This is a genomic window from Aquimarina atlantica, from assembly GCF_000626715.1.
GTDB classification, from domain to species: domain Bacteria; phylum Bacteroidota; class Bacteroidia; order Flavobacteriales; family Flavobacteriaceae; genus Aquimarina; species Aquimarina atlantica.
Genome location: NZ_AQRA01000006.1, coordinates 179,643 through 202,522, shown reverse-complemented (window position 1 = coordinate 202,522; position 22,880 = coordinate 179,643). Strand labels below are relative to the sequence as shown.

The following is a 22,880-nucleotide window of genomic DNA, read 5'->3' as shown; positions in this document are numbered from 1 at the left end:
CCTTCAGAAAAACTCTGAAGGGATTTTATTTTTCATGCTATTTCCTATGCAGTATTAATTTTTTGCTACATCGTTAAGATGCGGTACATCTTGAGCGTTTGATGATTTTGATGCACCACATTGTCCTATTCGGGTCCAACCACTAGAAGTTCTTTCATACAAATACCCTCTATAGGTTACACGATCTCCTACCTGATAATTTTGAGAACTAGACCAAGGAGCAACTCCTTCGCAAATATCATTTCCACCACCACCGGGGTACATAATTTTTATTCCGGCGATATCTCCACTAGAAAGTCCATTCCTTTGTGCATTATAAGTAGATCCATCTTTTTTTACAATAGTAGGTTGCCCATTTGCAGAAAAAGCATAAGAACCATATAACATAATCGAATTAAAATCTAACGAGTTAGTATACTCATCACCATCATACCCTTGCTGAGCATACGTTTTGAAATTAAAATCTCTATTCGCCTGTATATTCTGAAAATTGATGGTGATATACTGATCCCTGTCTTTTCTACTTTGCTCATGCCATAATCCTACAGCATGGCCTATTTCATGAATTGTATTACCGGTAGAACACCCATTTGCAAGATTGATATTTTGCCTTCTACCTGTTCGTCCTACAGAAGATGAGCACCCACTACCACTTCTAAAATAGATATAAGCGGTTTGATTTGTTCTTTTCACAAATTTAAGGCTTGTATTTGCCTCCCAATGTGCAATCGCATTGGTTACCCTTGCCTGATTAGGCAAACTACTTTGTATTTCATAATACACAGTATTGTTTGGCCATCTGCTTCCGGTACGTCCTGTACTTTTACCGTTTTTGATCATAACATCCTCTTTATCAATAAGAATATCTCCTAAAACATACTGTCCGTCGATTTCCTCGACTTCAACAGATTCCCCGTTAAGCTCAATAGTAACTAATTTTCCTGTTCTTTCTGGATAGGCTTGCTCATGCAAGAATCCTTTTTCAACTGTTGTTTGATTTTCTAGTTGTTCGTGAGCATTGTCTTGATCTTTCTCACAAGAAATGAAAGTTGTACATGCAACGAATGCTAAAGCGCCAAGTACGGTGCTCTTAAAAACTGTTTTCATAATTTATATATTTGAGTTTGTGTTATAAAGTAAACTTCAATTTTCTTGTTTTTATTGTTCTTAACCTAGTACAATAGTCAATCCCCCTTAATACACTGATACAGATCAGGATATAAATATTTTCATAAAAACATCAAGTTATAAAATGATCAGTTTTTTTCGTATCTTTAAAAGACACAAGTTTTTCTAAAATTTATTCTCATGACACCTCTATTTAAAAAATTACAGCTTCCTCCCTTTTTAGATGAGATATTAATACTTAATGAACCCGAAGGGTTTTGTGAAGACCTTGATTGCCTTAAGGGTGTAACTGTTAAAGAATCTTTGATTCAGGTATCAGAAGTTGATTTTGCTGTTATATTTGTTACCGAAAAGAAGCAAATAGAAAACCGTATAGAAACGGTATATCCAAAATTGGTAGGTGATGCTATACTTTGGTTTGCATATCCTAAAAAAAACTCTAAAAAATACACCACAGAAATTAATAGAGATTATGGTTGGGGAGTTCTTGGAGATTATAATCTCGAACCCATAAATCATGTTTCTATTAATACAGATTGGAATGCGCTACGCTTTAGAAAAATAAGTTTTATTAAAATGATGACTCATAACAAAAATCATTCGCTTAGAGAAACTGGTAAAGAAAAAGCTACTGGAGTTTGATGAGTTGGCACTTATATGTTTTATCATTCATCTTTGGTATTGCCGGCGTTTTTCATCTAATTAGCCCTAAGGCATTCATGAGAATAATGCCATTGTATATCCCTTATCACAAATTATTGGTTTATTTAAGTGGTGTTGCAGAGATTTTTGTGAGTTTTGGTTTATTATTTGCACCAACCAGAACATTTTCTGCGTGGAGTACAATTTTTATGCTCATTTTGTTTTTCCCGGTTCACATACATATGCTTGTACATAAAAAAGCGAGTTTAAATTTACCAAAATTCGTTTTAGTCATTAGATTGTTACTTCAATTTGGTTTGATATACTGGGCATCTCTTTATCTTTAATTTTTTGTTTATTTTAAATTGACATACAACAGAGGATGATAATTCAATAAAAAAAACCCTTACAAAACTGCAAGGGCGCTTTTAACATCAAACAAAATTAATCTATGAAAAATCCTCTCTGCAAAGAGGTGGCTATTTTTTTATATTTTATGATATGACTCGATATGAATCTTTATCATAGTTTATAGAATTTAAATCATACTTACCATTCTTTAGTAATACTATAGCAATACCACAAAAAAATAGATGAATAAGTGCTAAAATCAAGCAATCTGCATCTATCATAAACAAAGTGAAAAATGTAAATAGTATGATGATTGTGATTAAAGCCTTTCTCACGAAAATATTAAGAATCAGGAACATCCCTATTACAAATTCTTCAAAAGGTACTAATGGAGCCAGGGCTTCTATAAAAGCTATATTAAATACTGTAGCATTACTAAAATATACCTCTAGTCGCTCTAAAAACTCTGAATACCTAATTACGTTATAAGTACCGTACAACACCAGCAAGCCTCCAAATACCACTCTAATGAGATGGTATAGATAAATTCTAATTTTCATGATAGATTTGTGCGAAATTTTGATCGGCAAATGTATATCTTACCTTCATTCTGGTTCTTGTATATTTTTGTAAATAACTTGTACAAAAATCCATGTAATCAATTAATTATCAACATGATTACACACATATACACAAAAATACTTGTATAAAAGAATTCCTGTTTTATTGATTTTATTTTTGTAACTTTAAAATGTTAAAGAATTGTTTATGAACCGTTATACCTTGAATGAAACTTTTGTAGTACATCGATATGCTATTGATGAATGGGAAGCGGAACCTCATAATCATAACTATTTTGAAATCATTTTTATTGAAAAAGGAAGTGGATATCATACCATTAATGATATACGGTTTCCTTATAAAGAAAATAATATTTTTCTACTGGCACCAGAAGACACGCATCACTTCGAAATTGAAAAACGTACTAATTTTACTTATTTCAAGTTTACAGAGCTTTTGTTCTCTAGTAAAGTCAATCTTCCTGACAGGAAATATTGGTTACAACGTATTGAGCAGCTATTACACCAACCTAATATCATACCAGGAGATGTAATTTCGCATGAAGAGGATCGAAGTATTATTTGGGATATCCATAATGTTGTCTTAGAAGAGTTTAAAAACGAGAAAGTATATTATCAGGAAATTATTTCTAATGCAATCAGTACTATTCTAAGTATTATAGTTCGCAACATCTCTGAAAAATATAATTCGCATCAAAAAAATATCTTAGTTTCTCATAACAAAATAGATTCGATCTTAAGCCATATTAGACAACACGTTTATGACAATGATCTTACTAAGATTAATTTTTTGGCAAATAAATTTAATATGTCTCAGAGTTCAATTAGCACATATTTTAAAAGAAAAACAGGAGAATCTATACACCAATATGTTACTAAGTATAAAATGAAGTTGGTTGAGTATCGCTTACAACATACTGAGTTTACTATTGCAGAAATTGCATATCAATTAGGATATACAGATGAGAGTCATCTTACCAAAACCTTTAAAAAGCATTTTTCGATGTCTCCCAAGCAATACCGTAACGAAATGTCTATTAGCTAATCGTAATTTTATCCAAAAATTTCATTTACTATTTTAGCCAATCGTATTCCTCCTTTTTGCAATTGGGTACGTACTATAGGAAAATAATCATACATATATTTATAACCTAGTTTTTCACCTACATTTGCAGATCCATATACTTGTTGTGCAAGCTTTTGAGATTCGTGCACCCAGTCTACTACACCACCATTTTGAATTGCTTTAATCTGATCCTTAGATAACACGGTCTTATTTACAGATAGCTCTGTATAGCTCATACCATAATAATCTATCATATCACTATCCCAAACCCTATGCAAGTTAGATCCATCTCTAAACCAACGTACCTGAATATCATTTCCTCCTTTATCTTCTCCTCTACCTACATGAAGCGGTTGGTGTAAATCACCAACAAAATGTACTAGCATTTTAAGATGAAACACCATATCTTCTTTAGATGATTTTTCATTTTTTAATACCGATATACATGTATTTATCCCTTTTACCAAGTCACCATACTCACTAGGCTTTTCTTCCCCATATTTCTTATCAAATGGAAAATTAACATAATGCCAGGGGCTATAACCTCTATATTTTTTGTCACTTTTAATTTCATCGGCAAATGTAGAAACCAAAGCAAGACTTTGGCCGTTAAGAAGTTTTGCTATAGTACGCCTTGCTTTCTTTGTCAAATATGAGTCTGCAATCTGGCCTGTAGCTCTATGTCCTGTCTTTCCCCAATCATAATCTGCAGAAAACCCAGATAAAGAAATTATGAACAAAACAAGTAACCATTTATATTGAAGTTTCATTTATATATATTTTGAAGCAAAGATAAAAAAGGGTATGTTAGTGATTCGTTAAAAATGATTAATTACGCGTAAATAATATTAAAAATAACAAATAGTAATTGTCTCGAATCAAAATATGCTTTCAAATTTGTCGTTTTATCTGTTTTATGTATGTTCTGTTTGGTAATCAAACACATTTCAATTCATATTAAACGTTTAGTCAATATCAATTTGATTAGTATTCATTTCTTATTTGTTATATACACAAACCCTACCTACTATGAAGAGTAAATTTTATTTATTTATGATCTTGATTTCTGCATTGAGTTTTGCTCAAAAAAAAGAATTTAACTCTGCAGTTGTCAAAATCAATAGGTATATAGAGGGTTCTTTGGTTACTCCATATTCTGAAGATAATGTTCCTTTGGTTATTTTTATAATGGATGCTGGAGCGATTAATAGAGATGGCAATGATCGAATGTCTAAAAATGATACTTTTAAGCAGTTGTCTCATGAACTTGCCAAAGAAGGTATTGCAACTTATCGCTATGACAAAAGACTCTTTAAGATGGATGGTTTAGGAATTAAAGAGCATGAAATTTCTTTAGATCATTATATTGAAGATGCAATATCAATAATAGATTATTTCAGTAAAAACGGAAAATACAAAAAAGTTATTATCGCTGGTCATGGTCAAGGTTCTCTAGTAGGTATGATTGCTGCAAAAGGAAGAGCAGATGGTTTTATTTCTATAGCAGGAAATGCAGTAGCAATAGATCAGGTAATTATAGAACAAATTGCAAAACAAGCTCCTGGTTTAGATAAAAGCGCTTCTGTAGCTTTTAAGCAATTAAAAGAAAATGGCAGAGCTACTAATTATGACCCGGCATTAGAATCTATTTTTAGATATAATTTACAACCCTTTATGAGTTCCTGGATGAAGTATAATCCTTCTGAGGAAATTTTAAAATTAGAAATACCTGTTCTCATAATTTATGGTGATAAAGATATCCAGGTAGAACTAATACAGGCAGAAAAATTTAAAGAGATTATACCACAAGCCGAATATCTATTTGTTACAGATATGAATCATATCTTAAAAGAGATTAAAGGAGGTCGACTAGAAAATCACAAATCATATAATGAACCCTTTAGGAAAATAATGCCCGAAGTTCTGACAGGGATTACTAACTTTGTGAATCAATAGTTTATTAAAAAAATTATATAACCCTAATCAAAAACACCTAATGCCACATCGCATTATATTCTCTGATATTGATGGAACGCTGTTAAATTCTGAAAGAGAACTTTCTGAACTTACGATTTCAGAAATTAAGAGAATTAAAAACAATATACCTGTAGTTTTAATTTCTTCCAGAATGCCAGATGCTATGAATCATTTACAGGAAGAGTTAGATATAAAAGACCAACCCATGATATGCTATAATGGGGGATTAATTTTGGTAGATCAAAAACCTGTTCATTCTACTTTTATATCTCCAGATATTATAGAAGAATTAGATACTTTTAATAAAGATCAAAAATTTCATATAAGCTTATATCACAATAATGATTGGTTTGTTCCTAAAATGGATTTTTGGGCAAATCGCGAAGCAAATAACACCAAAGTAAATCCAGTGGTAAAATCGACCCAACATGTGATACAAGAATGGAAAGCTAATAACAAAGGAGCTCATAAGATTATGTGTATGGGTGAAGAATCTTATATAGATCAAGCGTACGCTTTTTTAGAAGATAGTTTCAAAGATACGCTTCATTTATATCGTTCTAAACCCACATATATAGAGATTGCACATAAAAGTATTTCAAAATTAACTGCCATCGAGATGCTGCTTGACTCTTATTTTAAAATTCCTATTTCTGATGCAGTTGCATTTGGAGATAATTATAATGATATTGCAATGCTACAAGCAGTAGGAACTGGTGTAGCTGTAGCAAATGCAAAACCAGAAACTTTACAAGTAGCAAATGTTATTACGCTTTCAGGAAAAGAAAATGGAGTAGCAACATATATTCAAAAAAATATTTTATAACTGTGCAAAGAACGATTCATACCATAAAAACCCTACTATTTGCATTTGCCATATTTAATTTGGCTACTGGTTGTAAGACTACACAACTTCCTGTTGCTTCGACAAATGTATCTACAATACGTGCTTCTATTGATCTCGTTAACGTAAAAGATGATAAAGTTAAAGTAGAAATCCAAATCGATAACTTAAACCTGGACTCCATAAGTTATTACTTGCCAAAAATTGTACCCGGGACTTATCAAAATAACGACTTTGGCAAATATATTGATGATTTTAAAGCGTTTGATCACGAGGGAAATTCTATTGATGTTCAAAAATATGGAGATAACCGTTGGAAAATAAATAATGCCAAACAATTAGACAAAATCACCTATTGGGTAAATGATACGTATGATTCTGAAGATTCTCACGATGTTTTCTCCCCAACAGGGTCTAATATTATAAAAGACAAAAATTTTATTTTAAATCTATATGCTTTTGTGGGGTACTTTGGTGGGATGAAAGAAAATAAATACAAGCTATTTATTAAACACCCTTCTTTTTTGGAAGCTTCTGCTTCGGTTGAAGAAATACTTTTTGACAATGCTACGAGTACTTCTAAAAACGATATCGATTACTTCTCTTTTAAAAGATATGCTGATGTAACAGATAATCCTATCATGTACTCTATTGCGGATAAAGCCAGTTTTAAGGTTAATGATATAGAAATACTTCTAAGTGTTTATTCTAAAAATAAAACTCACAAAGCAGCACAAATAATGCCCCAGATGGAGCGTATGATTAGAGCGCAAAAGGATTTTTTGGGTGATATTAACTCTACAAAAAAATACACTATATTACTTTACCTATCTTCTGCAAAATCTAATGATGCACAAGGATTTGGAGCTCTAGAACATAATACCTCTACAGTAGTTGTATTGCCAGAATCACTATCTCGTAAAAAACTTAATGAAGCGCTTACTGATGTTGTTTCTCATGAGTTTTTTCATATTGTGACACCATTAACCATTCATTCTGAAGAAATCCATAATTTTGATTATAACAATCCAAAAATGTCGGAGCATTTGTGGTTATACGAAGGTACTACAGAGTATTTTTCGATGTTATTCCAAATCACACAAGGGCTTATTACAAAAGATGAATTTTTTGAACGAATTATTGGTAAGATTGAAGCCTCCTCTTCTTTTGATGATTCTATAGCTTTTTCGACTATGAGTAAAAACATTTTGGTCGATCCTTATCACAATAGCTACAGAAATGTTTATGAGAAAGGAGCATTAATATCTATGTGCCTGGATATCATAATGCGGGAAAAAAGTGAAGGAGCTTATGGATTACTTGATCTTATTAAAAATTTATCAGTTCGATATGGTATCGATGTTCCTTTTGATGATAAAGAACTTATTAAGGCTATAGAAGAAGATTCATATCCCGAGGTAAGTGCATTTTTGCAAACACATGTTATGAGCAATACTCCTATTGATTATGAATTTTATCTTAATAAAGCCGGAGTATTATACGGAACAAAGAATGCTCCTTCTTCTTATTTTATTTTTAAACAAGAGCCTTTTGTAACTGGTTCTGAAGTTACTAAAGAAGTGATTTTTACATCAGATATCCCATTTAATAGTTTTTTAAAAGAACTTGGGATTTTAGAAGGAGATGTTTTACTAAGCATTAACAAAAAAGAATACAGCCTTAATAATATATATGATCTGTTTGGTGATTCTAATAAATGGAAAATTGGAGACGAAATCACATTTAGAATTAAGCGTAATAACGAGATCATGACACTTAAGTCCAATGTAACCAAACCTACTATAGAGAAGATAATTTTAAAACAGGACCCTAAGGCTACAGCACAGCAAAAGATGATATTAAAAAAATGGATTAATGATTAGAACCTCCTTTTTTGATATCATTTTTGTCTTCTTCAAATTAAATGTATTTTGCCATATATCTTTTTTAAAACTAAATAATTAATAATGGAGAACGTTCCTTTTTTTACAAATGACACTATAGTTTTTGGAATTTTAATGCTTTGTTTAGGGTTAGTTTTTTATACTTCCTCTAGTCATAATAATTTTTGGAAAACTTTCTATAAGTTTGTCCCCGCACTGCTACTCTGTTATTTATTACCTGCTATATTCAATTCATTAGGAATTATTTCTCCAGAATGGAAAGAATTAAATGCAGAAGGAGTATTAGTAGAAAAATCTTCTAATGTGTATTATGTTGCCAGTAGATTTTTACTTCCTGCTTCTTTGGTGTTAATGACATTAAGTATAGACCTTAAAAGTATTTTTAATTTAGGTCCAAAAGCATTAATTATGTTTTTAACAGGTACCCTTGGTGTTATCATTGGTGGTCCAATTGCAATTCTACTCATTTCTCTCGTTTCGCCAGAAACTGTTGGTGGAGCTGGATTTGACGCCATATGGAGAGGATTATCTACATTAGCTGGTAGTTGGATTGGTGGAGGAGCAAATCAGGCTGCTATGCTCGAAATTTATAAATATAATCCCGAGAAATATGGCGGAATGGTATTGGTTGATATTGTAGTTGCTAATATATGGATGGCTATATTATTACTTGGTATTGGTAAGAGCGATAAAATTGACCGATGGTTAAAAGCAGACAATAGTGCCATCGAAGCTTTAAAACAAAAAGTATCGAGTTATGCAGAAAGCATAACCCGAACCCCATCTTTGACCGATTATATCATTATGCTTTCTATTGCATTTACCGTAGTAGGAATTTCACATTGGGGAGCTGCAGGGATTTCTAATCTATTATCTGATAATTTTGAAGTCTTTAACGACAAGAGTTCTGCATTATCCTCTTTTACTTCTAAGTTCTTTTGGATGATTACTATTGCTACTGCTATAGGAATTCTGTTATCATACACCAAAGTTAAACAATATGAAGGAGCAGGAGCCAGTAAACTAGGAAGTGTTTTTATCTATATTTTGGTAGCTACTATAGGAATGAAAATGGATATCGGTAAGATTTTCGAAAACCCGGGACTTATTGCCATAGGGCTTGTTTGGATGGCTATACACGTATTTCTCCTTATTGGAGTAGCCAAATTGATCAAAGCTCCATACTTTTTTCTTGCCGTAGGTAGTAAAGCTAATATAGGAGGAGCCGCATCTGCACCTGTAGTTGCCGCAGCATTTCATCCTTCACTAGCCACAGTAGGTGTATTGCTTGCCGTTTTTGGATATGTAGTAGGAACCTACGGAGCTATATTATGTACAATTCTTATGCAAATAGCCTCGGGAAGCTAATAAAAAAGAGACCATTTTTTTGACCATTAGATTCTATTTTTTTATTTCATTTAAAATAAAACTCGCATCTTTGTGGCCCTACTAAACATCAAAAATCAGTACATGAAATATTTTTCTACGCTATTATTATTAACTGTATTATTAATCAATTGCAGTTCACCCACTAAGGAAGGGAATGTAACAGTAATAGGTAACATTAAAGGATTAAAAAAAGGAGTTGTATACTTACAAAAGATACAGGATACACTATTGGTGAATGTAGACTCTGTAAGTATCGATGGCAATTCTGAATTTGTACTTAAATCTGAAGTTGAAGAACCCGAAATTCATTATCTATATCTCGATAAAAACGACGGAAAACAATATAATGATCGTATTGACTTTTTTGTAGAACCGGGAGAGATTACTATAACGACTAATTTACTTGATTTTGAAAATGATGTAAAAATAAAAGGTGGAAAAAATCAAGAGAAGTATACCGAATACAAAAAAATGCTTAAACGATTCAATGATAGAAATCTTAGGATCATCAAAGAAGATTTTGAAGCCAGTAAACAAAAAGATGATGAAAAACTCATCGAAAATGATAAAGCATACAAAAATTTAATGCGTCAAAAATATTTATACACTATTAATTTTGCTGTAACAAACAGAAAATTAGAAGTAGCTCCTTATATCACGCTTAATGAAGTTTTTGATGCCAATATAAAATTTCTGGATACAGTTGCCAGATCTTTAAGTCCTAAAGTAAAAAAATCATTATACGGAAAGCAGTTGATCAAGTATATTGATGATCGTAAAGCTAAAGAAGCAGAAGCAAAGACCAGTACAGAAGAATAATTTTAGGAAGAAAGATTAGTACAGCAAACTCCTGGTTGAATTTGATAAAAGGTTTGGACTTATAAAAAAAGAAAAGCGAACCGAAGTTCGCTGAATTTTATGGTAAACATAATTCGATAGTCCCACAAGCATAATTTTTACTCCTGCACCCTCCTACAAGCTGTGTTCTTCTTAGCCCTCCTTTAACTTGCGTTAATCCTAATTTAGAAATAGATTTTTTGTTAAGTTTCAATGATTTCAGATTCTTTTTTTTCATGATATATATTTAAAGGTTAATAACATAACCAAGTTAAGAAAATATCTACTTATAAAAGTTAAAAAACGATTAATACAAGAAGAGTTCCTCTTATTCACATAAGCACCTCTTACACAAAATGTTAATTGAGGTATTACCGTATATCATCGATATGTATTTTCCTTAATTTAGTGATGAAACTTAAAACCAAAACATCATGTTAAAAACCATTCTAAATTTAGAAGGAACAAAAAGTCTTAAAAAAAGTGAGCAAAAAGGAATACACGGTGGTCGTATTCCGGTACTTCGAAAATGCTGTAATCCTGCATTACGATGCTGTACTACAACTCATGTTGCATTAAACAATCCTAGTTGTGGTGCTACTTACATTCCTGGATGCTCTTATCATCCATCAAACGGTTGTTGTATCTAAAAAAATCGTTTTATAGAATACCTAAGTATCTAAGTGTATTCTTTCTTTTTAAACAATTAAAAAAAGAAAAAGTCCTAAACATTAAGTTTAGGACTTTTTTAAGAGCCGATAGAGGGACTCGAACCCACGACCTGCTGATTACAAATCAGCTGCTCTAGCCAGCTGAGCTATATCGGCAAAAGCGGTTGCAAATATAATTTCTATAACCGTTTTTACAAATATTTTTTAAAGAAAATTACAGTGCATTTACTTTTTCAACTAAAGCCTTAGCTGTTTTTTCTAAATCATCACGAAGAGATTTAAAATGTTTTTTAGGGTTTTCGAGTTTTCGTTCATTAGCTCTAGCCATAAAACTATCAAAAGATGCAATTGCTTCATCGATAATTGCTTCTCCAGATTTACCATCTTTACCTGGGTTTTCTAATTCCCACATATAGACTTCTTCTATAATATCTCCTAAAACGTAGTTTATATCTTTTTTAAGGTCTCTTTTATTTGCCATATCTAATTTGTTTTGTGCAAAATTAGTGTTTTCAATTCAATAATGAAGTATGTAAAAGGTGAACTCCTTCTCAAATTTTTATTTTCAGGAGGAGTTAGTTACTCATTTACTATTTCTTTTATTTTTTCTAGTGCTTTACTTACATGTTCTGAAGCTTTCATACTATTAAATTTTAATTGTATGATTCCTTTTTCATCTATCACATAGGTTTCTCTTCCCGGTAGTAATCCCAATACTTCTGATTTCACTCCAAAAAGCTTTCTTAATTCACCATTAGAGTCAGATAAAAACATAAAAGGGAGTTTGTATGTATTCTTAAATCTTGTATGTGATTTTATACTATCGGCACTTATGCCTATCACTTCTACACCAAGATTTTCAAAATCTACATAACTATCCCTAAAATTACAGGCTTCTTTTGTACAACCGGGAGTAAAATTTTTAGGATAAAAATAGAGTACCAGATTTTTTTTACCGATAATATCAGAACTCAAAAAATGTTCTCCTTTATCATTTGTAGCGATAAACTCAGGAACCTTATCACCAACTTGTAGCCCCATATTTTATTCTCCTTTATAGATTACAAAATTGCGAGGCGTTTCGTATAAGGTAACTTCAATATCGTATTGTGGTGCTATCTTTTTACGCAATCTATTCCATATTACGTAGGCTATATTTTCTACAGTAGGATTTAAACTCTTAAACTCTTCTACTTCTTCGTTAAGGTTTTTATGATCCATATAATCTTCGACTTCGGTTTTAATGTATTCTTTTAAGATCTTAAGATCCATTAAAAAACCTGTTTCGGGATCAGTCTCTCCTATTACAGCTACGACAAGTTCGTAATTATGACCGTGATATTTCGGATTGCTACACTTGCCAAATATTTGAAGGTTCTTTTCGTCACTCCAATCTTTTCTATATAATCGATGTGCTGCATTAAAATGAGCTTTCCTACATGCTTTAATCCTCATAAGGTTATGTGCGAATAAAATTTTTCAAAAATGATTTTAAACCATTCTGTATATAGTTCGGGATGTACTAATATATCACGTTTCACTGCTTCTATAGGCATCCATTTCCAATCTACTACTTCTTCTGGATTAATAACAGGATCTTCTTCATACTTTCCTAATAACACATGATCATATTCATGTTCGGTAAGTCCGTTATCAAAAGGAGCTTTATATATAAACGAAACAGAGTCTTTTAATGAAGTAGTAAATCCCATTTCTTCTTGTAATCTTCGTATTCCTGCTTCTACATTAGTTTCTCCTTCTCTTTGGTGGCTACAGCATGTATTTGTCCACAAACCTGGTGAATGGTATTTATGATGTGCTCTTTGCTGAAGCATTAATTCGTTTTTACTATTCATAATGAATACCGAAAAGGCTCTATGCAATACAGCTTTTTGATGTGCTTCTAATTTAGGCATCAGCCCGATTTGCTCGTCATTTTCGTTAACCAGGATAACTTTTTCTTCTTCTTCCATTGTTTTTAATTGCTTCAAAATTACAAAATCATAAGAGTAATTCATAATCCATATTGTCTATAGAGATTAATTTAGTAGTATCTATTCTTAGCAAAAAGCTTTACCACAAAATTTGAAAATAGTACAACAAGAAACCTGCCATATCCTAAGATTGATTTACCTGTTTATTTTTGAGTATGTACTCCTGTAGTTTTTTAAAAATAGTATTTCTTCAATAAAAAACGCCTCAATATCATGAGGCGTTTTTGACAATATGTGTAAAAGTATTGTTCTAAAAATTATTTAACGATAATAAATTCACTTCGTCTATTTAACTGGTGTTTGTCTTTCTCGCAATTCGATTCATTACCACAGTCATTAACTAATTGAGTTTCTCCATATCCTTTTCCTGTTAATCGATCTGCAGATATACCATTATCGATCATATAATTTACAGTAGCTTCGGCTCTTTTCTCAGATAAATATAAGTTGTATTGATCTTCTCCGTGACTATCTGTATGCGCTCTTATTTCTAGTTTCATATTCGCATATTGATTCATCACTTCAATTACTTTTGCCAGTTCTATTTTTGCATCAGAACGTATTGTATATCCATTAAAATCAAAATAAATTGGTTTAAGCGCTAATATCTTTGTTAAATCATCTCCTACATCTGCAGTTTTAATTTTCTTTTCTAGTGCAAGCGGAGTATCTATAGTTTGGGATTTATCCGACGTATTCACGAGCTTCTCCAAAGTGTTGTATTCTTCTTTCTCTGCACGTACAAAGTAGCTGGATTCACATTCAACCAGTTGTGAATAGGTAGCTTCATCACCCACAACAAAACTTTGTATTAGATTATTATTACTATCATATAGAGAGACTTTGGTCCCTGGTAATAATTCATTAGTATCTTTATCGGTAACTAATCCTGCAATAGTAGTCTCGCAGAAATCTTTTAAATCTTCTAGTTCTACAAAGCTATAAATATCATCGCTTCCTTTTCCTCCTTCACGATTAGACGAAAAATATCCTTTCTTGGTATTCTCATCAATTATAAAAGCAAAATCATCTTTAGGTCCATTAATAGGCCTACCAACATTTACCACTAACTTTTCTTTATCTGTTTGTGGGTTAATCTTTGTAACGTATACATCTAATCCTCCTAAGCCCATATGCCCATCAGACGAAAAATATAGCTCACCATCTGCTCCTATAAATGGGAAGGTTTCTTTTCCTTCTGTATTAATTCTATCTCCCAAATTTTTTGGTTCTCCAAAACTACCATCACTATTAATAGCCACTTCATACAAATCAGAACTTCCTTTTCCTCCTGGCATATCTGACGAAAAATACAATGTTTTCTCATCACTACTTAATGTAGGATGTGCAACAGAATACTCGTCACTATTAAATGGTAAATTTTGCGGTGTTGTCCATCCTCCCTCTGGATTTTTATAGGAGCGATATATTTTTAACTTATTTGTTCCCTTTTGATCACGGCCTAGTTTACCTTCTTCAAAATTATTTCTTGTAAAGTAAATAGTTCGTGTATCCTTTGTAAAAACAGGTGTTGATTCATGAAATTTGGAGTTTATTTTTCGATCAAACCTTTTAATTTTTGAAAAATTATTATTTACAGAATCATATTTTGCTTCAAAAAGATTTAAGAAAGCCTCTCCATTCCATTGGTGAATAGTTTTTTTAAATGTAAGTGTATCTCTAGAAGAGCTAAAAACTATATTTTTTCCATAAAAAGCAGTTCCAAACTCAACAAAAGAAGAGTTTACTGATGCATTTTCTATTTCAAATCTACCGGATTGAAAATCAATCCGTTTTAGATAATCAGAGCCATCTAAAAATAATTTTGCACGTAGATCATTTCCATTAGCGGCTGCAAATTTTTTCATGTATATATCAGAATCCTGGTATCTTTCTACAGTTTTTAGTGTTTGAGCGTATCTAAAATAATATTCTGGCTGGATCTGGTCGGGATAAGAGTTTACTAATTCCTCATACCATTTTAGTGCCTCTTCAAATTGGCTATTAAAATAATAACTATCGCCCAGATTCATAAAAAGATCTGCGCTCTTATATCCTTTTCTAGCTACTTTAAGATACGTTTCTTGTGCATCAATATATTGGTACTTATCGTACTGTTCTTTGGCTTTTTTGAGTTTTTTTTCTTGAGATAAAAGAGTGTTGTTTCCGAAAAACAACAGCATAAAAATCAACAATGACTTAAGTAAATATTTCCCCATTTTTTTACTATTACATTTTAAAATCTTAATTAAAAGAAGCGCGGTGTTAGCATTCTATTATATTTTTTGAAAAGTTCGAATCGTAGCATCACTTCATAACTTCCATCATTAAATTGTGATTGTCCTAATTCTGTTGTTTCTCGATCATAAGCAAATCCGATCATCATCGAGTCTGATATCTGAAAGCCTACCATACCACTTACAGCTGCACTCCAACGATATGCTGCTCCTAAGGTTAAGCGGTTATATAACAAAAAGTTTGCAGAAACGTCTACTTGTAATGGTGCTCCAAATACTAGTTTACTTAAAACAGCAGGTTTAAATTTTATATCATCGGTCAAATCAAAAACATGTCCTGCTATTAAATAATAGTTGATACGTTCTTCTGCCAAAAAACTCACTGCTGTACTATTACTAGTTGTCGTGCTTTCATCAAAATGATCTGTTTCTAACAGATTAGGAGCACTTAATCCCACATAAAAACGGTCTGTATGATAATAGACTCCAACCCCAACATTAGGGCTAAACTTATTATCAATATTGTTTTCAAACAAAGCATCATTACTATTAAACTGAGATAGTTTTTGAAAATCTACGTTTAACAAATGACCACCTGCTTTTAATCCGAAACTTAACTTTCCAACATCCGAAGTAGGAATAGAATAAGAAAAATCAATATCAAAATATGTTTCATCGGTAGGACCTATCTCATCATTAACAATAGATATACCTAAACCCAGGCGTTCATTACCTCCTATTGGAGTATTTACAGTAAGTGTTTGAGTACGAGGCGCACCATCTAAGCCAACCCATTGACTACGATGCAGCCCCATAATACTTAATACTCCACGACTACCAGCATAGGCAGGATTAACACTTATCGTATTGTACATGTATTGGGTATATTGAGCATCTTGTTGTGCGCAAATAGAAGTTGTAGCAAAACCTAAAACTACAAGCATAAACATTATTGACGATGTATTCATAAGTATTTAATTCGATTTAGGGAATAACAAATATATGATATTCCAGATACATTTATCTATTTATATACAAGTAACCAGCTTTGGACATGTTGATTCCACTAGCGTTTTCATATTCTAAAACATAAAAATAAGTCCCTACTGGTAATTCTTTATTCTTACCCATTGTAGCTCTTCCTTCACTAATTCCTTCAAAAAATCTAGCTCCAGATTGTTCATATCCGTTCTCTTCAAATATCTTAACTCCCCAACGGTTGAATATCTGTAATGTGTTATTTGGGAAATTATCTAATCCTACTATCCTAAACTGATCATTAACGCCATCTCCATTGGGAGAGATCCCGGTATACACGACGATTTCATCATCAACATCAGCAATTATCACAAATCCATTATTTTCTTCTACTGTTATTCCGGTTCCTATTACATTTACTGTTGTTGGGTCAGTTCCTTCGGTTTGTAAGCTTCCTAACGGAAGTGTTGTATTATCGATATCAACTACGGTTGCTCCTACAGGAACATTTGCCGTGAAGTCTCCATTTAGATCGGTAGTTACAATTTGTTCTACCCCATTAATATCAATAATATTAACATCTACCCCTTCTAAGTCCGGTTCGCCAATATCCTGTGTGCTATTATCATTTAAGTCACTATACAAATGACCAGTTACAGTACCATTTGGAGCAGGAACTACTGTTATTGTAATCACCGCATCATCACAAGCTAATGGGATCGCTATACTACACAGGGTATAGGTAATAGTATAATCTCCTGGTGGAGTATTTGGTAAAACTGTAACTTCGCCTGTACTTGGGTCGAAGCTAACACCATCTCCCGGGTTGGGGTCTGTGACTGTGGTTACCATAACATCGACTCCTAGTGTAACCCCGTTTCCATCTAAAATATCATTATCGTTAACAACATTGATAGAATTACCTCCTGTATCACCATCAATAGTTACTGTATCATTATTTGCTATAAGGCATGATAAAGGTATAGTAACAGGAAGTATTCGTTTACAACCATTAACTGCAGTTGCTGTAATATTAATGTTTACTCCTGGTGTTATCCCTTCAACACTCCATATATTACCAGAAATATTGCTTACCGTTCCAGAAGTACTGGTCACTGTACCCGAGCTTACCGTTACCTCTAAGGAATAAGTTGTTGAATCAGCTGAGCAAATTGGAGCACTTGTGATACTAATAGTCGGTGCAGCATTAACAGTAAGTATTCTTTCTTCTGAAATTTTAAAATCACATGCATATGTAGAACTGGAAACAATTACTCGATATCGATTTCCATCATCAGATGCTGAAGCATTTGTTATTGTTAATGTATTTGTAGTTGTTGCACTATGAATACCGCTATCTGTTAAATCATCCCAGGAACTACCATTAAATAATTGCCATTGATATGTATCTGCATTAGAAGTGGATATCGTAAATGTAGTATCTGTTCCTTCACATATGGTAACATTAGACGGCTGGGTAGTAATAGTTGGAGCAACTCCGGGAGTGATAACATTACTATTAGTCCCGGTATAGCCATCACTACCCGAGGTAACTAAACCATTCCCATCGACGGTAAGTCCAGCTCCAAAAATACCATTTCCCAAAAGGCCATTATCATCATTATCTGTAAATCCAGCTTCAATAACATCATTACAATTATCTCCGTCACTATCTAAGTCGTGATAATCCGGAGTTCCATCATTATCTGTATCGGTACTTTTACAGGTAAATACTATTAATTCTAGACGGTCATATCCTATTCCGCTTCCTCCTACCTGAACAAATTGGAGTGTAAAAGAAGAAATTGCTCCCTGTATCTGTAAAGAACCAGATGCAGTTCCATCGGCATCATTCATACTACTTTCTCTTGTATAAATACCTAAATAGGCAGAATTTGCTCCTCCATCTCTTGCAGTTGTAGATGTTGTATGAAAATCTTTTGTTCCGCCTAGTTTACTCCAGGTTAATCCTCCCAGCAAGGTAATATCTGCCGAATTTTGAGTTGGCCCACTAAATGACCCTATGCGATCTAAATGTATTATCGGATTATCCACAATTACAGGATTCCCTAAAGCATCTTCAAAACTAATAGTTAATGTCGAGTTCCAATTATAATCATTTTGTAATGAAACATTTCCTGCTAAATTTTCTGACCAGAAACCTGTTCCCCCAGGATTAAAATTTCCATTAGAAAACCCTGTAGTTGTATTTGTAGTAGCTCTTATAATTAAATCTGGAGCTATGGTTGTTGTATTGTTAAAACTGGTACCATTCCAATTTCCAGATTGTACAGGGGTACATATTCCTTCTTCTGTATCTAAAATACCGTCGTTATCATCATCATTATCACATATATCTGAAACAGAATCTCCATCTGTATCAATGTTTCCAGAAATTGTAGAATCACATTGATCAATCACAGGACAGCAAATACTATAATCTTCTGATAACCATATTGTTTGGTCAAGACCACTTCTTGCTACTCCTGCAGCATAAGAAATTATTAATTTGTCAATTACATTTCCATTAGAGTTGACCAATACAGATCCGTTGTCATTGGTACTCGACGGATTATCTGATTGCCCATCTGCCGTTTGCCCAATAATTGTAAAACTAGGGGTATCTCCAGCCGCAGTAAGTACTAAAGGAACATTTACTCCTCCAACAGAGGCAGTAAAAGTAACATCATCATCAAAAGTTACATTATTATCAATATCGTCTACTTTAAAATCATTGAGCATAACGGGCGTAGAAAAATCTATAGTAAGGCTTATTTGATCACCTACAGCTACATCTCTCATAGCCATTTTATATCGTTTATTATCGATTTCTGTTCCACTATTACTTAAAACATTATCAGGATCTTGTAATGTTAATGTTAAAGTTGCAGGAGCAGAACACACCGAAGTCGTATAGGTAGAACTTAGAACTGTTGTTTCATCCCAGGGATTAGGAGTCAAAAGACTCCAATCAAAAGTTTGAGAATTACCAAGACATTGTGCTTTAACTCCGATAAACGAAGTACTAAAAAAAAGAAATAATACAAATACTTTAATTCTGGACGTTGATCCAGAATTTCCCCCCAAAGTAATTTTTTTCATATGACGAACATTTATAATGTCATTTACAAAAATTCATTTTATAGAATTTTTACAAATTATTTATAAAACATAATTAATATCATACAATAAAAACCGTAATAAAAATACGGTTTTACCATAACATTTTTACAAAACTAAGAAAATAAATTTCTTAACTATTTAATAAAATTAATTTTCCAGTTTTCTCGATGCAAATCACTTTTAACCGGTGAAATGCACATGCTCGCCAAAGTTTATTTATATATTTAAAAAAGGATCCCCCTCCTATTGTTTAATTCTAATTATACTTAATACATCTAATTCTATAAAGCTAAAATCTCCGTTCGTCAAGCAAAATAAAAGAAGCAGCATGTATAAATTCATAATCAATCTCCCCTAATAACATCTTAATAATTATGAAATTAGATATAAATCTAATTGTTTTAACATTTAGCTTTATAGCTAATTTTGAAATAATCGACAAAAAATAACTTTTATCGATTAAATACATATAGATAAATTTTCAAATGTATTTTTTCGTACCAGACATTTCAATGTTCCTACACTATGAAATCGTAAGAGCTTTATTGTCTATTTTAATATTATATTTGCATCCTCATTTAGATATAAGGACAGATAATAAATATATCATCAAACTTATAGGGATTATAAAATGAATAGGCAATTAAACGCTTATTTTGATAAGAAATTTGATGCTATTATGGATGTATCTAAATATTTAGAATAATAAACAAAATCAAATGAAATTTATAGACGAAATTGGGAGAAGAAGAACCTTTGGGATCATCTCTCACCCTGATGCAGGTAAGACTACATTGACCGAAAAATTATTACTTTTTGGAGGTGCTATTCAAGAAGCAGGGGCCGTAAAATCAAACAAAGTTAAAAAAGGAGCTACCAGTGATTTTATGGAAATTGAACGTCAAAGAGGTATATCTGTCGCTACCTCTGTATTAGCTTTTGAGTATAAAGACATTAAGATTAATATTCTGGATACTCCCGGGCATAAAGATTTTGCTGAGGATACGTTTAGAACATTAACTGCTGTGGATAGTGTAATTGTTGTGATTGATGTTGCAAAAGGTGTTGAGGAACAAACCGAAAAATTAGTTTCTGTTTGTAGAATGAGAAATATCCCTATGATTGTTTTTATTAACAAACTGGATCGTGAAGGAAAAGATGCTTTTGAACTTCTGGATGAAATAGAACAAAAACTTGGTCTTACGGTTACACCGCTAAGTTTTCCTATCGGAATGGGGTATGATTTTAAAGGGATTTATAATATTTGGGAGAAAAATATTAATCTTTTTAGTGGCGATAATAGAAAAAATATTGAAGAGACTATTGAAATATCTGATCTATCGTCTATGGATCTTAATGATATTATTGGAGATACTGCCGCAGACACATTACGTGAAGAATTAGAATTGGTAGAAGGGATATACCCAAAATTTGAAAAAGAACAGTATCAAAATGGGGATTTACAACCTGTATTTTTTGGATCAGCATTAAACAATTTTGGCGTTAGAGAATTATTAGATTGTTTTGTTTCTATTGCCCCTCCTCCAAAACCAAAAGAAAGTGATGTACGATTGGTACATCCTGAAGAAAAAGATTTTACCGGATTTGTATTTAAAATCCATGCCAATATGGACCCCAAACATAGAGACAGACTGGCTTTTATCAAAATTGTATCAGGAACTTTTGAAAGAAACGTTCCGTATCTGCATACCAGACATAATAAAAAACTTAAATTTTCTAGCCCTAATGCTTTTTTTGCTGAAAAAAAGGAAATTGTAGATATATCATACCCTGGTGACATTGTTGGATTACATGATACCGGGAATTTTAAAATTGGAGACACTCTTACCAAAGGAGAAGTGTTGCACTATAAAGGCATCCCTAGTTTTTCTCCAGAACATTTTAGATATATCAACAATGCAGATCCTATGAAATCTAAGCAATTAGCAAAGGGGATAGATCAATTAATGGATGAAGGGGTTGCACAGCTTTTTACATTAGAATTGAATGGAAGAAAAGTAATAGGAACAGTTGGTGCTTTACAATATGAAGTAATTCAATATAGATTAGAACATGAATATGGGGCAAAATGTACATATGAAAATCTAAATGTCTTTAAGGCCTGTTGGGTAGAAGCAAAAGATCAGGATAATGATGAGTTTAAAGATTTTAAACGTGTAAAAAGTAAATTTCTGGCAAAAGATAAACAGGGTCAACTGGTATTTTTGGCTGATTCTTCTTTCAGCTTACAAATGACACAGCAAAAATATCCATCGATCGAGTTTCATTTTACTTCAGAATTTTAATTATCTATAGACTAGATCCAAAATTTTATTAAAACTAAGCGCATCTAAATACAAATTAGTACCATCGTAATTTATATTATTTTGTCATGACCAATAATGAGCATCCGCCTAATAACTTTACAGTTATATCTTTATTGGTTTTATACATTATTTTTTTGGGTAAGTATGTAATTTTTGAACTTATTGTTTTTCTAGGAAAATCCAGAAAACTTGTCGTGTAAAAAAAATCAACAATCTCATATCCACAATCTTTTAATGTAGCTATTGCTGTTTCTTTTGTGAAATGATGTAGGTGTCCTACAGATTTTCGTAAAGACATAAGATCATTTTTCAATAGTCGGTTAACTGATATATCTAATGGGATATGAAATATCGTATTTTTAGCTTTATGCTTACATAATTTTAAGAACCCAAGATAATCGTCAACATGTTCAAAAACATCTATCATGAGTAATAAATCAAATTTTGAGTTTATCTTTAGAAAATCTTCAGATCTAAATTCTAATCTAGATTTTTCTCTTTGCCTGGCAATATTAATAGCATCATTCGAAATATCATATCCTGTAAAATGCACATCATCGGGCATTGTTTTATGCAATTGATTTAATATCTCACCAGCACCACAGCCAACTTCTGCAATAGATTTTGGATGTATTGGATTACGATCCAACATTTTGATGATCTGCTTAGCTTTCCAAGGAGAATCTTCGGCGTGCCAGGTAGGATTTTTTTTTAAATATTCACTATTTTCTTCGGTGTAAATTTTTTCAGTCATTATATTTTTCATTTTTTCACATAAAAGAACAAGTATTCTATTCTAAAATGCATTAAGTTGTTTTTTTGTTTTGTAAT

22 protein-coding genes and 1 tRNA gene are annotated in these 22,880 nt (G+C 32.2%); 10 read left to right on the top strand and 13 right to left on the bottom strand.

The genetic code is table 11. From position 1 onward, the window contains the following. Window positions 1–54 precede the first annotated feature (54 nt). Window positions 55–1,107 (bottom strand): M12 family metallopeptidase, encoded by a 1,053-nt coding sequence (locus ATO12_RS14505; protein ID WP_081802077.1) that lies wholly within the window; start codon window positions 1,105–1,107, stop codon window positions 55–57. Between the two features lie 201 nt (window positions 1,108–1,308). On the opposite strand from ATO12_RS14505, the gene ATO12_RS14500 reads away from it, so the two are divergent. Continuing rightward, a complete protein-coding gene (locus tag ATO12_RS14500; RefSeq protein WP_034242876.1) occupies window positions 1,309–1,770 on the top strand; it encodes a hypothetical protein in 462 nt (153 codons plus the stop codon). Further along, window positions 1,770–2,117, top strand: coding sequence for a DoxX family protein (locus tag ATO12_RS14495; RefSeq protein ID WP_034242874.1), 348 nt, complete (start codon window positions 1,770–1,772; stop codon window positions 2,115–2,117). Before ATO12_RS14500 ends, ATO12_RS14495 begins: the two co-directional genes overlap by 1 nt. A gap of 147 nt (window positions 2,118–2,264) precedes the next feature. On the opposite strand, the gene ATO12_RS14490 is transcribed toward ATO12_RS14495, so the two are convergent. Then, complete coding sequence (locus tag ATO12_RS14490; protein ID WP_034242871.1) at window positions 2,265–2,681, bottom strand: MauE/DoxX family redox-associated membrane protein; 417 nt, start codon at window positions 2,679–2,681, stop codon at window positions 2,265–2,267. Between the two features lie 208 nt (window positions 2,682–2,889). Here ATO12_RS14490 and ATO12_RS14485 point away from each other — a divergent pair, with 208 nt between their 5' ends. After that, window positions 2,890–3,747, top strand: a complete 858-nt coding sequence (locus ATO12_RS14485) for a helix-turn-helix domain-containing protein (protein ID WP_034242869.1) — start codon at window positions 2,890–2,892, stop codon at window positions 3,745–3,747. 8 nt (window positions 3,748–3,755) lie between these two features. On the opposite strand, the gene ATO12_RS14480 is transcribed toward ATO12_RS14485, so the two are convergent. Beyond that, window positions 3,756–4,538, bottom strand: coding sequence for a S1/P1 nuclease (locus ATO12_RS14480; RefSeq protein ID WP_034242868.1), 783 nt, complete (start codon window positions 4,536–4,538; stop codon window positions 3,756–3,758). Between the two features lie 259 nt (window positions 4,539–4,797). Between ATO12_RS14480 and ATO12_RS14475 the strand changes: the two genes are divergently transcribed. From ATO12_RS14475 to ATO12_RS14455, 5 genes are all read left to right on the top strand, one after another. Further along, window positions 4,798–5,724 (top strand): alpha/beta hydrolase, encoded by a 927-nt coding sequence (locus ATO12_RS14475; RefSeq protein WP_034242867.1) that lies wholly within the window; start codon window positions 4,798–4,800, stop codon window positions 5,722–5,724. A gap of 40 nt (window positions 5,725–5,764) precedes the next feature. Next, entirely contained in the window at window positions 5,765–6,571 is an 807-nt protein-coding gene (locus ATO12_RS14470) for a Cof-type HAD-IIB family hydrolase (protein WP_034242866.1), read from the top strand. Between the two features lie 2 nt (window positions 6,572–6,573). Beyond that, on the top strand, window positions 6,574–8,472 hold the full coding sequence (locus tag ATO12_RS14465) for a M61 family metallopeptidase (RefSeq protein ID WP_117590054.1): 1,899 nt from the start codon (window positions 6,574–6,576) through the stop codon (window positions 8,470–8,472). An 84-nt stretch (window positions 8,473–8,556) separates the two neighbouring features. After that, window positions 8,557–9,861: a DUF819 family protein gene (locus tag ATO12_RS14460; protein WP_034242865.1), complete on the top strand. Its 1,305-nt coding sequence runs from the start codon at window positions 8,557–8,559 to the stop codon at window positions 9,859–9,861. A gap of 102 nt (window positions 9,862–9,963) precedes the next feature. Beyond that, window positions 9,964–10,701 (top strand): DUF4369 domain-containing protein, encoded by a 738-nt coding sequence (locus ATO12_RS14455; RefSeq protein WP_034242864.1) that lies wholly within the window; start codon window positions 9,964–9,966, stop codon window positions 10,699–10,701. A gap of 97 nt (window positions 10,702–10,798) precedes the next feature. Here the strand turns inward: ATO12_RS14455 and ATO12_RS26110 are convergent, their stop codons facing one another. Continuing rightward, complete coding sequence (locus ATO12_RS26110; RefSeq protein ID WP_165583386.1) at window positions 10,799–10,957, bottom strand: hypothetical protein; 159 nt, start codon at window positions 10,955–10,957, stop codon at window positions 10,799–10,801. Window positions 10,958–11,153: 196 nt separating this feature from the next. Between ATO12_RS26110 and ATO12_RS14450 the strand changes: the two genes are divergently transcribed. Beyond that, window positions 11,154–11,369, top strand: coding sequence for a hypothetical protein (locus ATO12_RS14450; protein ID WP_034242863.1), 216 nt, complete (start codon window positions 11,154–11,156; stop codon window positions 11,367–11,369). 103 nt (window positions 11,370–11,472) lie between these two features. On the opposite strand, the gene ATO12_RS14445 is transcribed toward ATO12_RS14450, so the two are convergent. From ATO12_RS14445 to ATO12_RS14410, 8 genes are all read right to left on the bottom strand, one after another. Then, window positions 11,473–11,546: transfer RNA gene (locus ATO12_RS14445), tRNA-Thr, on the bottom strand. A 58-nt stretch (window positions 11,547–11,604) separates the two neighbouring features. After that, on the bottom strand, window positions 11,605–11,871 hold the full coding sequence (locus ATO12_RS14440) for a hypothetical protein (protein WP_034242862.1): 267 nt from the start codon (window positions 11,869–11,871) through the stop codon (window positions 11,605–11,607). A 98-nt stretch (window positions 11,872–11,969) separates the two neighbouring features. Beyond that, window positions 11,970–12,431, bottom strand: coding sequence for a peroxiredoxin (locus tag ATO12_RS14435; RefSeq protein ID WP_034242861.1), 462 nt, complete (start codon window positions 12,429–12,431; stop codon window positions 11,970–11,972). 3 nt (window positions 12,432–12,434) lie between these two features. Continuing rightward, on the bottom strand, window positions 12,435–12,845 hold the full coding sequence (locus tag ATO12_RS14430; protein ID WP_034242860.1) for a 6-pyruvoyl trahydropterin synthase family protein: 411 nt from the start codon (window positions 12,843–12,845) through the stop codon (window positions 12,435–12,437). Next, window positions 12,842–13,408 (bottom strand): isopentenyl-diphosphate Delta-isomerase, encoded by a 567-nt coding sequence (gene idi, locus ATO12_RS14425; RefSeq protein WP_240486138.1) that lies wholly within the window; start codon window positions 13,406–13,408, stop codon window positions 12,842–12,844. The genes ATO12_RS14430 and idi overlap by 4 nt, the downstream gene beginning before the upstream one ends. Before the next feature lie 233 nt (window positions 13,409–13,641). After that, the gene (locus ATO12_RS14420) at window positions 13,642–15,603 is read right to left on the bottom strand and encodes an OmpA family protein (protein WP_034242857.1); all 1,962 of its coding nucleotides are present in this window, start codon (window positions 15,601–15,603) and stop codon (window positions 13,642–13,644) included. A gap of 29 nt (window positions 15,604–15,632) precedes the next feature. Next, window positions 15,633–16,589: a PorP/SprF family type IX secretion system membrane protein gene (locus ATO12_RS14415; protein ID WP_034242856.1), complete on the bottom strand. Its 957-nt coding sequence runs from the start codon at window positions 16,587–16,589 to the stop codon at window positions 15,633–15,635. Between the two features lie 52 nt (window positions 16,590–16,641). Continuing rightward, window positions 16,642–19,701, bottom strand: a complete 3,060-nt coding sequence (locus ATO12_RS14410) for a gliding motility-associated C-terminal domain-containing protein (RefSeq protein ID WP_034242855.1) — start codon at window positions 19,699–19,701, stop codon at window positions 16,642–16,644. A gap of 740 nt (window positions 19,702–20,441) precedes the next feature. On the opposite strand from ATO12_RS14410, the gene ATO12_RS14405 reads away from it, so the two are divergent. Beyond that, on the top strand, window positions 20,442–22,028 hold the full coding sequence (locus tag ATO12_RS14405) for a peptide chain release factor 3 (RefSeq protein ID WP_034242854.1): 1,587 nt from the start codon (window positions 20,442–20,444) through the stop codon (window positions 22,026–22,028). Between the two features lie 76 nt (window positions 22,029–22,104). Here ATO12_RS14405 and ATO12_RS14400 read toward each other — a convergent pair whose 3' ends face one another. After that, window positions 22,105–22,803, bottom strand: a complete 699-nt coding sequence (locus ATO12_RS14400) for a class I SAM-dependent methyltransferase (RefSeq protein ID WP_034242853.1) — start codon at window positions 22,801–22,803, stop codon at window positions 22,105–22,107. Window positions 22,804–22,880 lie beyond the last annotated feature (77 nt).

What these genes read in the sequence shown, in the direction of transcription:
- ATO12_RS14505 (WP_081802077.1), bottom strand. Translation starts at nt 1,107, where the DNA reads ATGAAAACAGTTTTTAAGAGCACCGTACTTGGCGCTTTAGCATTCGTT.
- ATO12_RS14500 (WP_034242876.1), top strand. Translation starts at nt 1,309, where the DNA reads ATGACACCTCTATTTAAAAAATTACAGCTTCCTCCCTTTTTAGATGAG.
- ATO12_RS14495 (WP_034242874.1), top strand. Translation starts at nt 1,770, where the DNA reads ATGAGTTGGCACTTATATGTTTTATCATTCATCTTTGGTATTGCCGGC.
- ATO12_RS14490 (WP_034242871.1), bottom strand. Translation starts at nt 2,681, where the DNA reads ATGAAAATTAGAATTTATCTATACCATCTCATTAGAGTGGTATTTGGA.
- ATO12_RS14485 (WP_034242869.1), top strand. Translation starts at nt 2,890, where the DNA reads ATGAACCGTTATACCTTGAATGAAACTTTTGTAGTACATCGATATGCT.
- ATO12_RS14480 (WP_034242868.1), bottom strand. Translation starts at nt 4,538, where the DNA reads ATGAAACTTCAATATAAATGGTTACTTGTTTTGTTCATAATTTCTTTA.
- ATO12_RS14475 (WP_034242867.1), top strand. Translation starts at nt 4,798, where the DNA reads ATGAAGAGTAAATTTTATTTATTTATGATCTTGATTTCTGCATTGAGT.
- ATO12_RS14470 (WP_034242866.1), top strand. Translation starts at nt 5,765, where the DNA reads ATGCCACATCGCATTATATTCTCTGATATTGATGGAACGCTGTTAAAT.
- ATO12_RS14460 (WP_034242865.1), top strand. Translation starts at nt 8,557, where the DNA reads ATGGAGAACGTTCCTTTTTTTACAAATGACACTATAGTTTTTGGAATT.
- ATO12_RS14455 (WP_034242864.1), top strand. Translation starts at nt 9,964, where the DNA reads ATGAAATATTTTTCTACGCTATTATTATTAACTGTATTATTAATCAAT.
- ATO12_RS26110 (WP_165583386.1), bottom strand. Translation starts at nt 10,957, where the DNA reads ATGAAAAAAAAGAATCTGAAATCATTGAAACTTAACAAAAAATCTATT.
- ATO12_RS14450 (WP_034242863.1), top strand. Translation starts at nt 11,154, where the DNA reads ATGTTAAAAACCATTCTAAATTTAGAAGGAACAAAAAGTCTTAAAAAA.
- ATO12_RS14440 (WP_034242862.1), bottom strand. Translation starts at nt 11,871, where the DNA reads ATGGCAAATAAAAGAGACCTTAAAAAAGATATAAACTACGTTTTAGGA.
- ATO12_RS14435 (WP_034242861.1), bottom strand. Translation starts at nt 12,431, where the DNA reads ATGGGGCTACAAGTTGGTGATAAGGTTCCTGAGTTTATCGCTACAAAT.
- ATO12_RS14430 (WP_034242860.1), bottom strand. Translation starts at nt 12,845, where the DNA reads ATGAGGATTAAAGCATGTAGGAAAGCTCATTTTAATGCAGCACATCGA.
- idi (WP_240486138.1), bottom strand. Translation starts at nt 13,408, where the DNA reads ATGAATTACTCTTATGATTTTGTAATTTTGAAGCAATTAAAAACAATG.
- ATO12_RS14420 (WP_034242857.1), bottom strand. Translation starts at nt 15,603, where the DNA reads ATGGGGAAATATTTACTTAAGTCATTGTTGATTTTTATGCTGTTGTTT.
- ATO12_RS14415 (WP_034242856.1), bottom strand. Translation starts at nt 16,589, where the DNA reads ATGAATACATCGTCAATAATGTTTATGCTTGTAGTTTTAGGTTTTGCT.
- ATO12_RS14410 (WP_034242855.1), bottom strand. Translation starts at nt 19,701, where the DNA reads ATGAAAAAAATTACTTTGGGGGGAAATTCTGGATCAACGTCCAGAATT.
- ATO12_RS14405 (WP_034242854.1), top strand. Translation starts at nt 20,442, where the DNA reads ATGAAATTTATAGACGAAATTGGGAGAAGAAGAACCTTTGGGATCATC.
- ATO12_RS14400 (WP_034242853.1), bottom strand. Translation starts at nt 22,803, where the DNA reads ATGACTGAAAAAATTTACACCGAAGAAAATAGTGAATATTTAAAAAAA.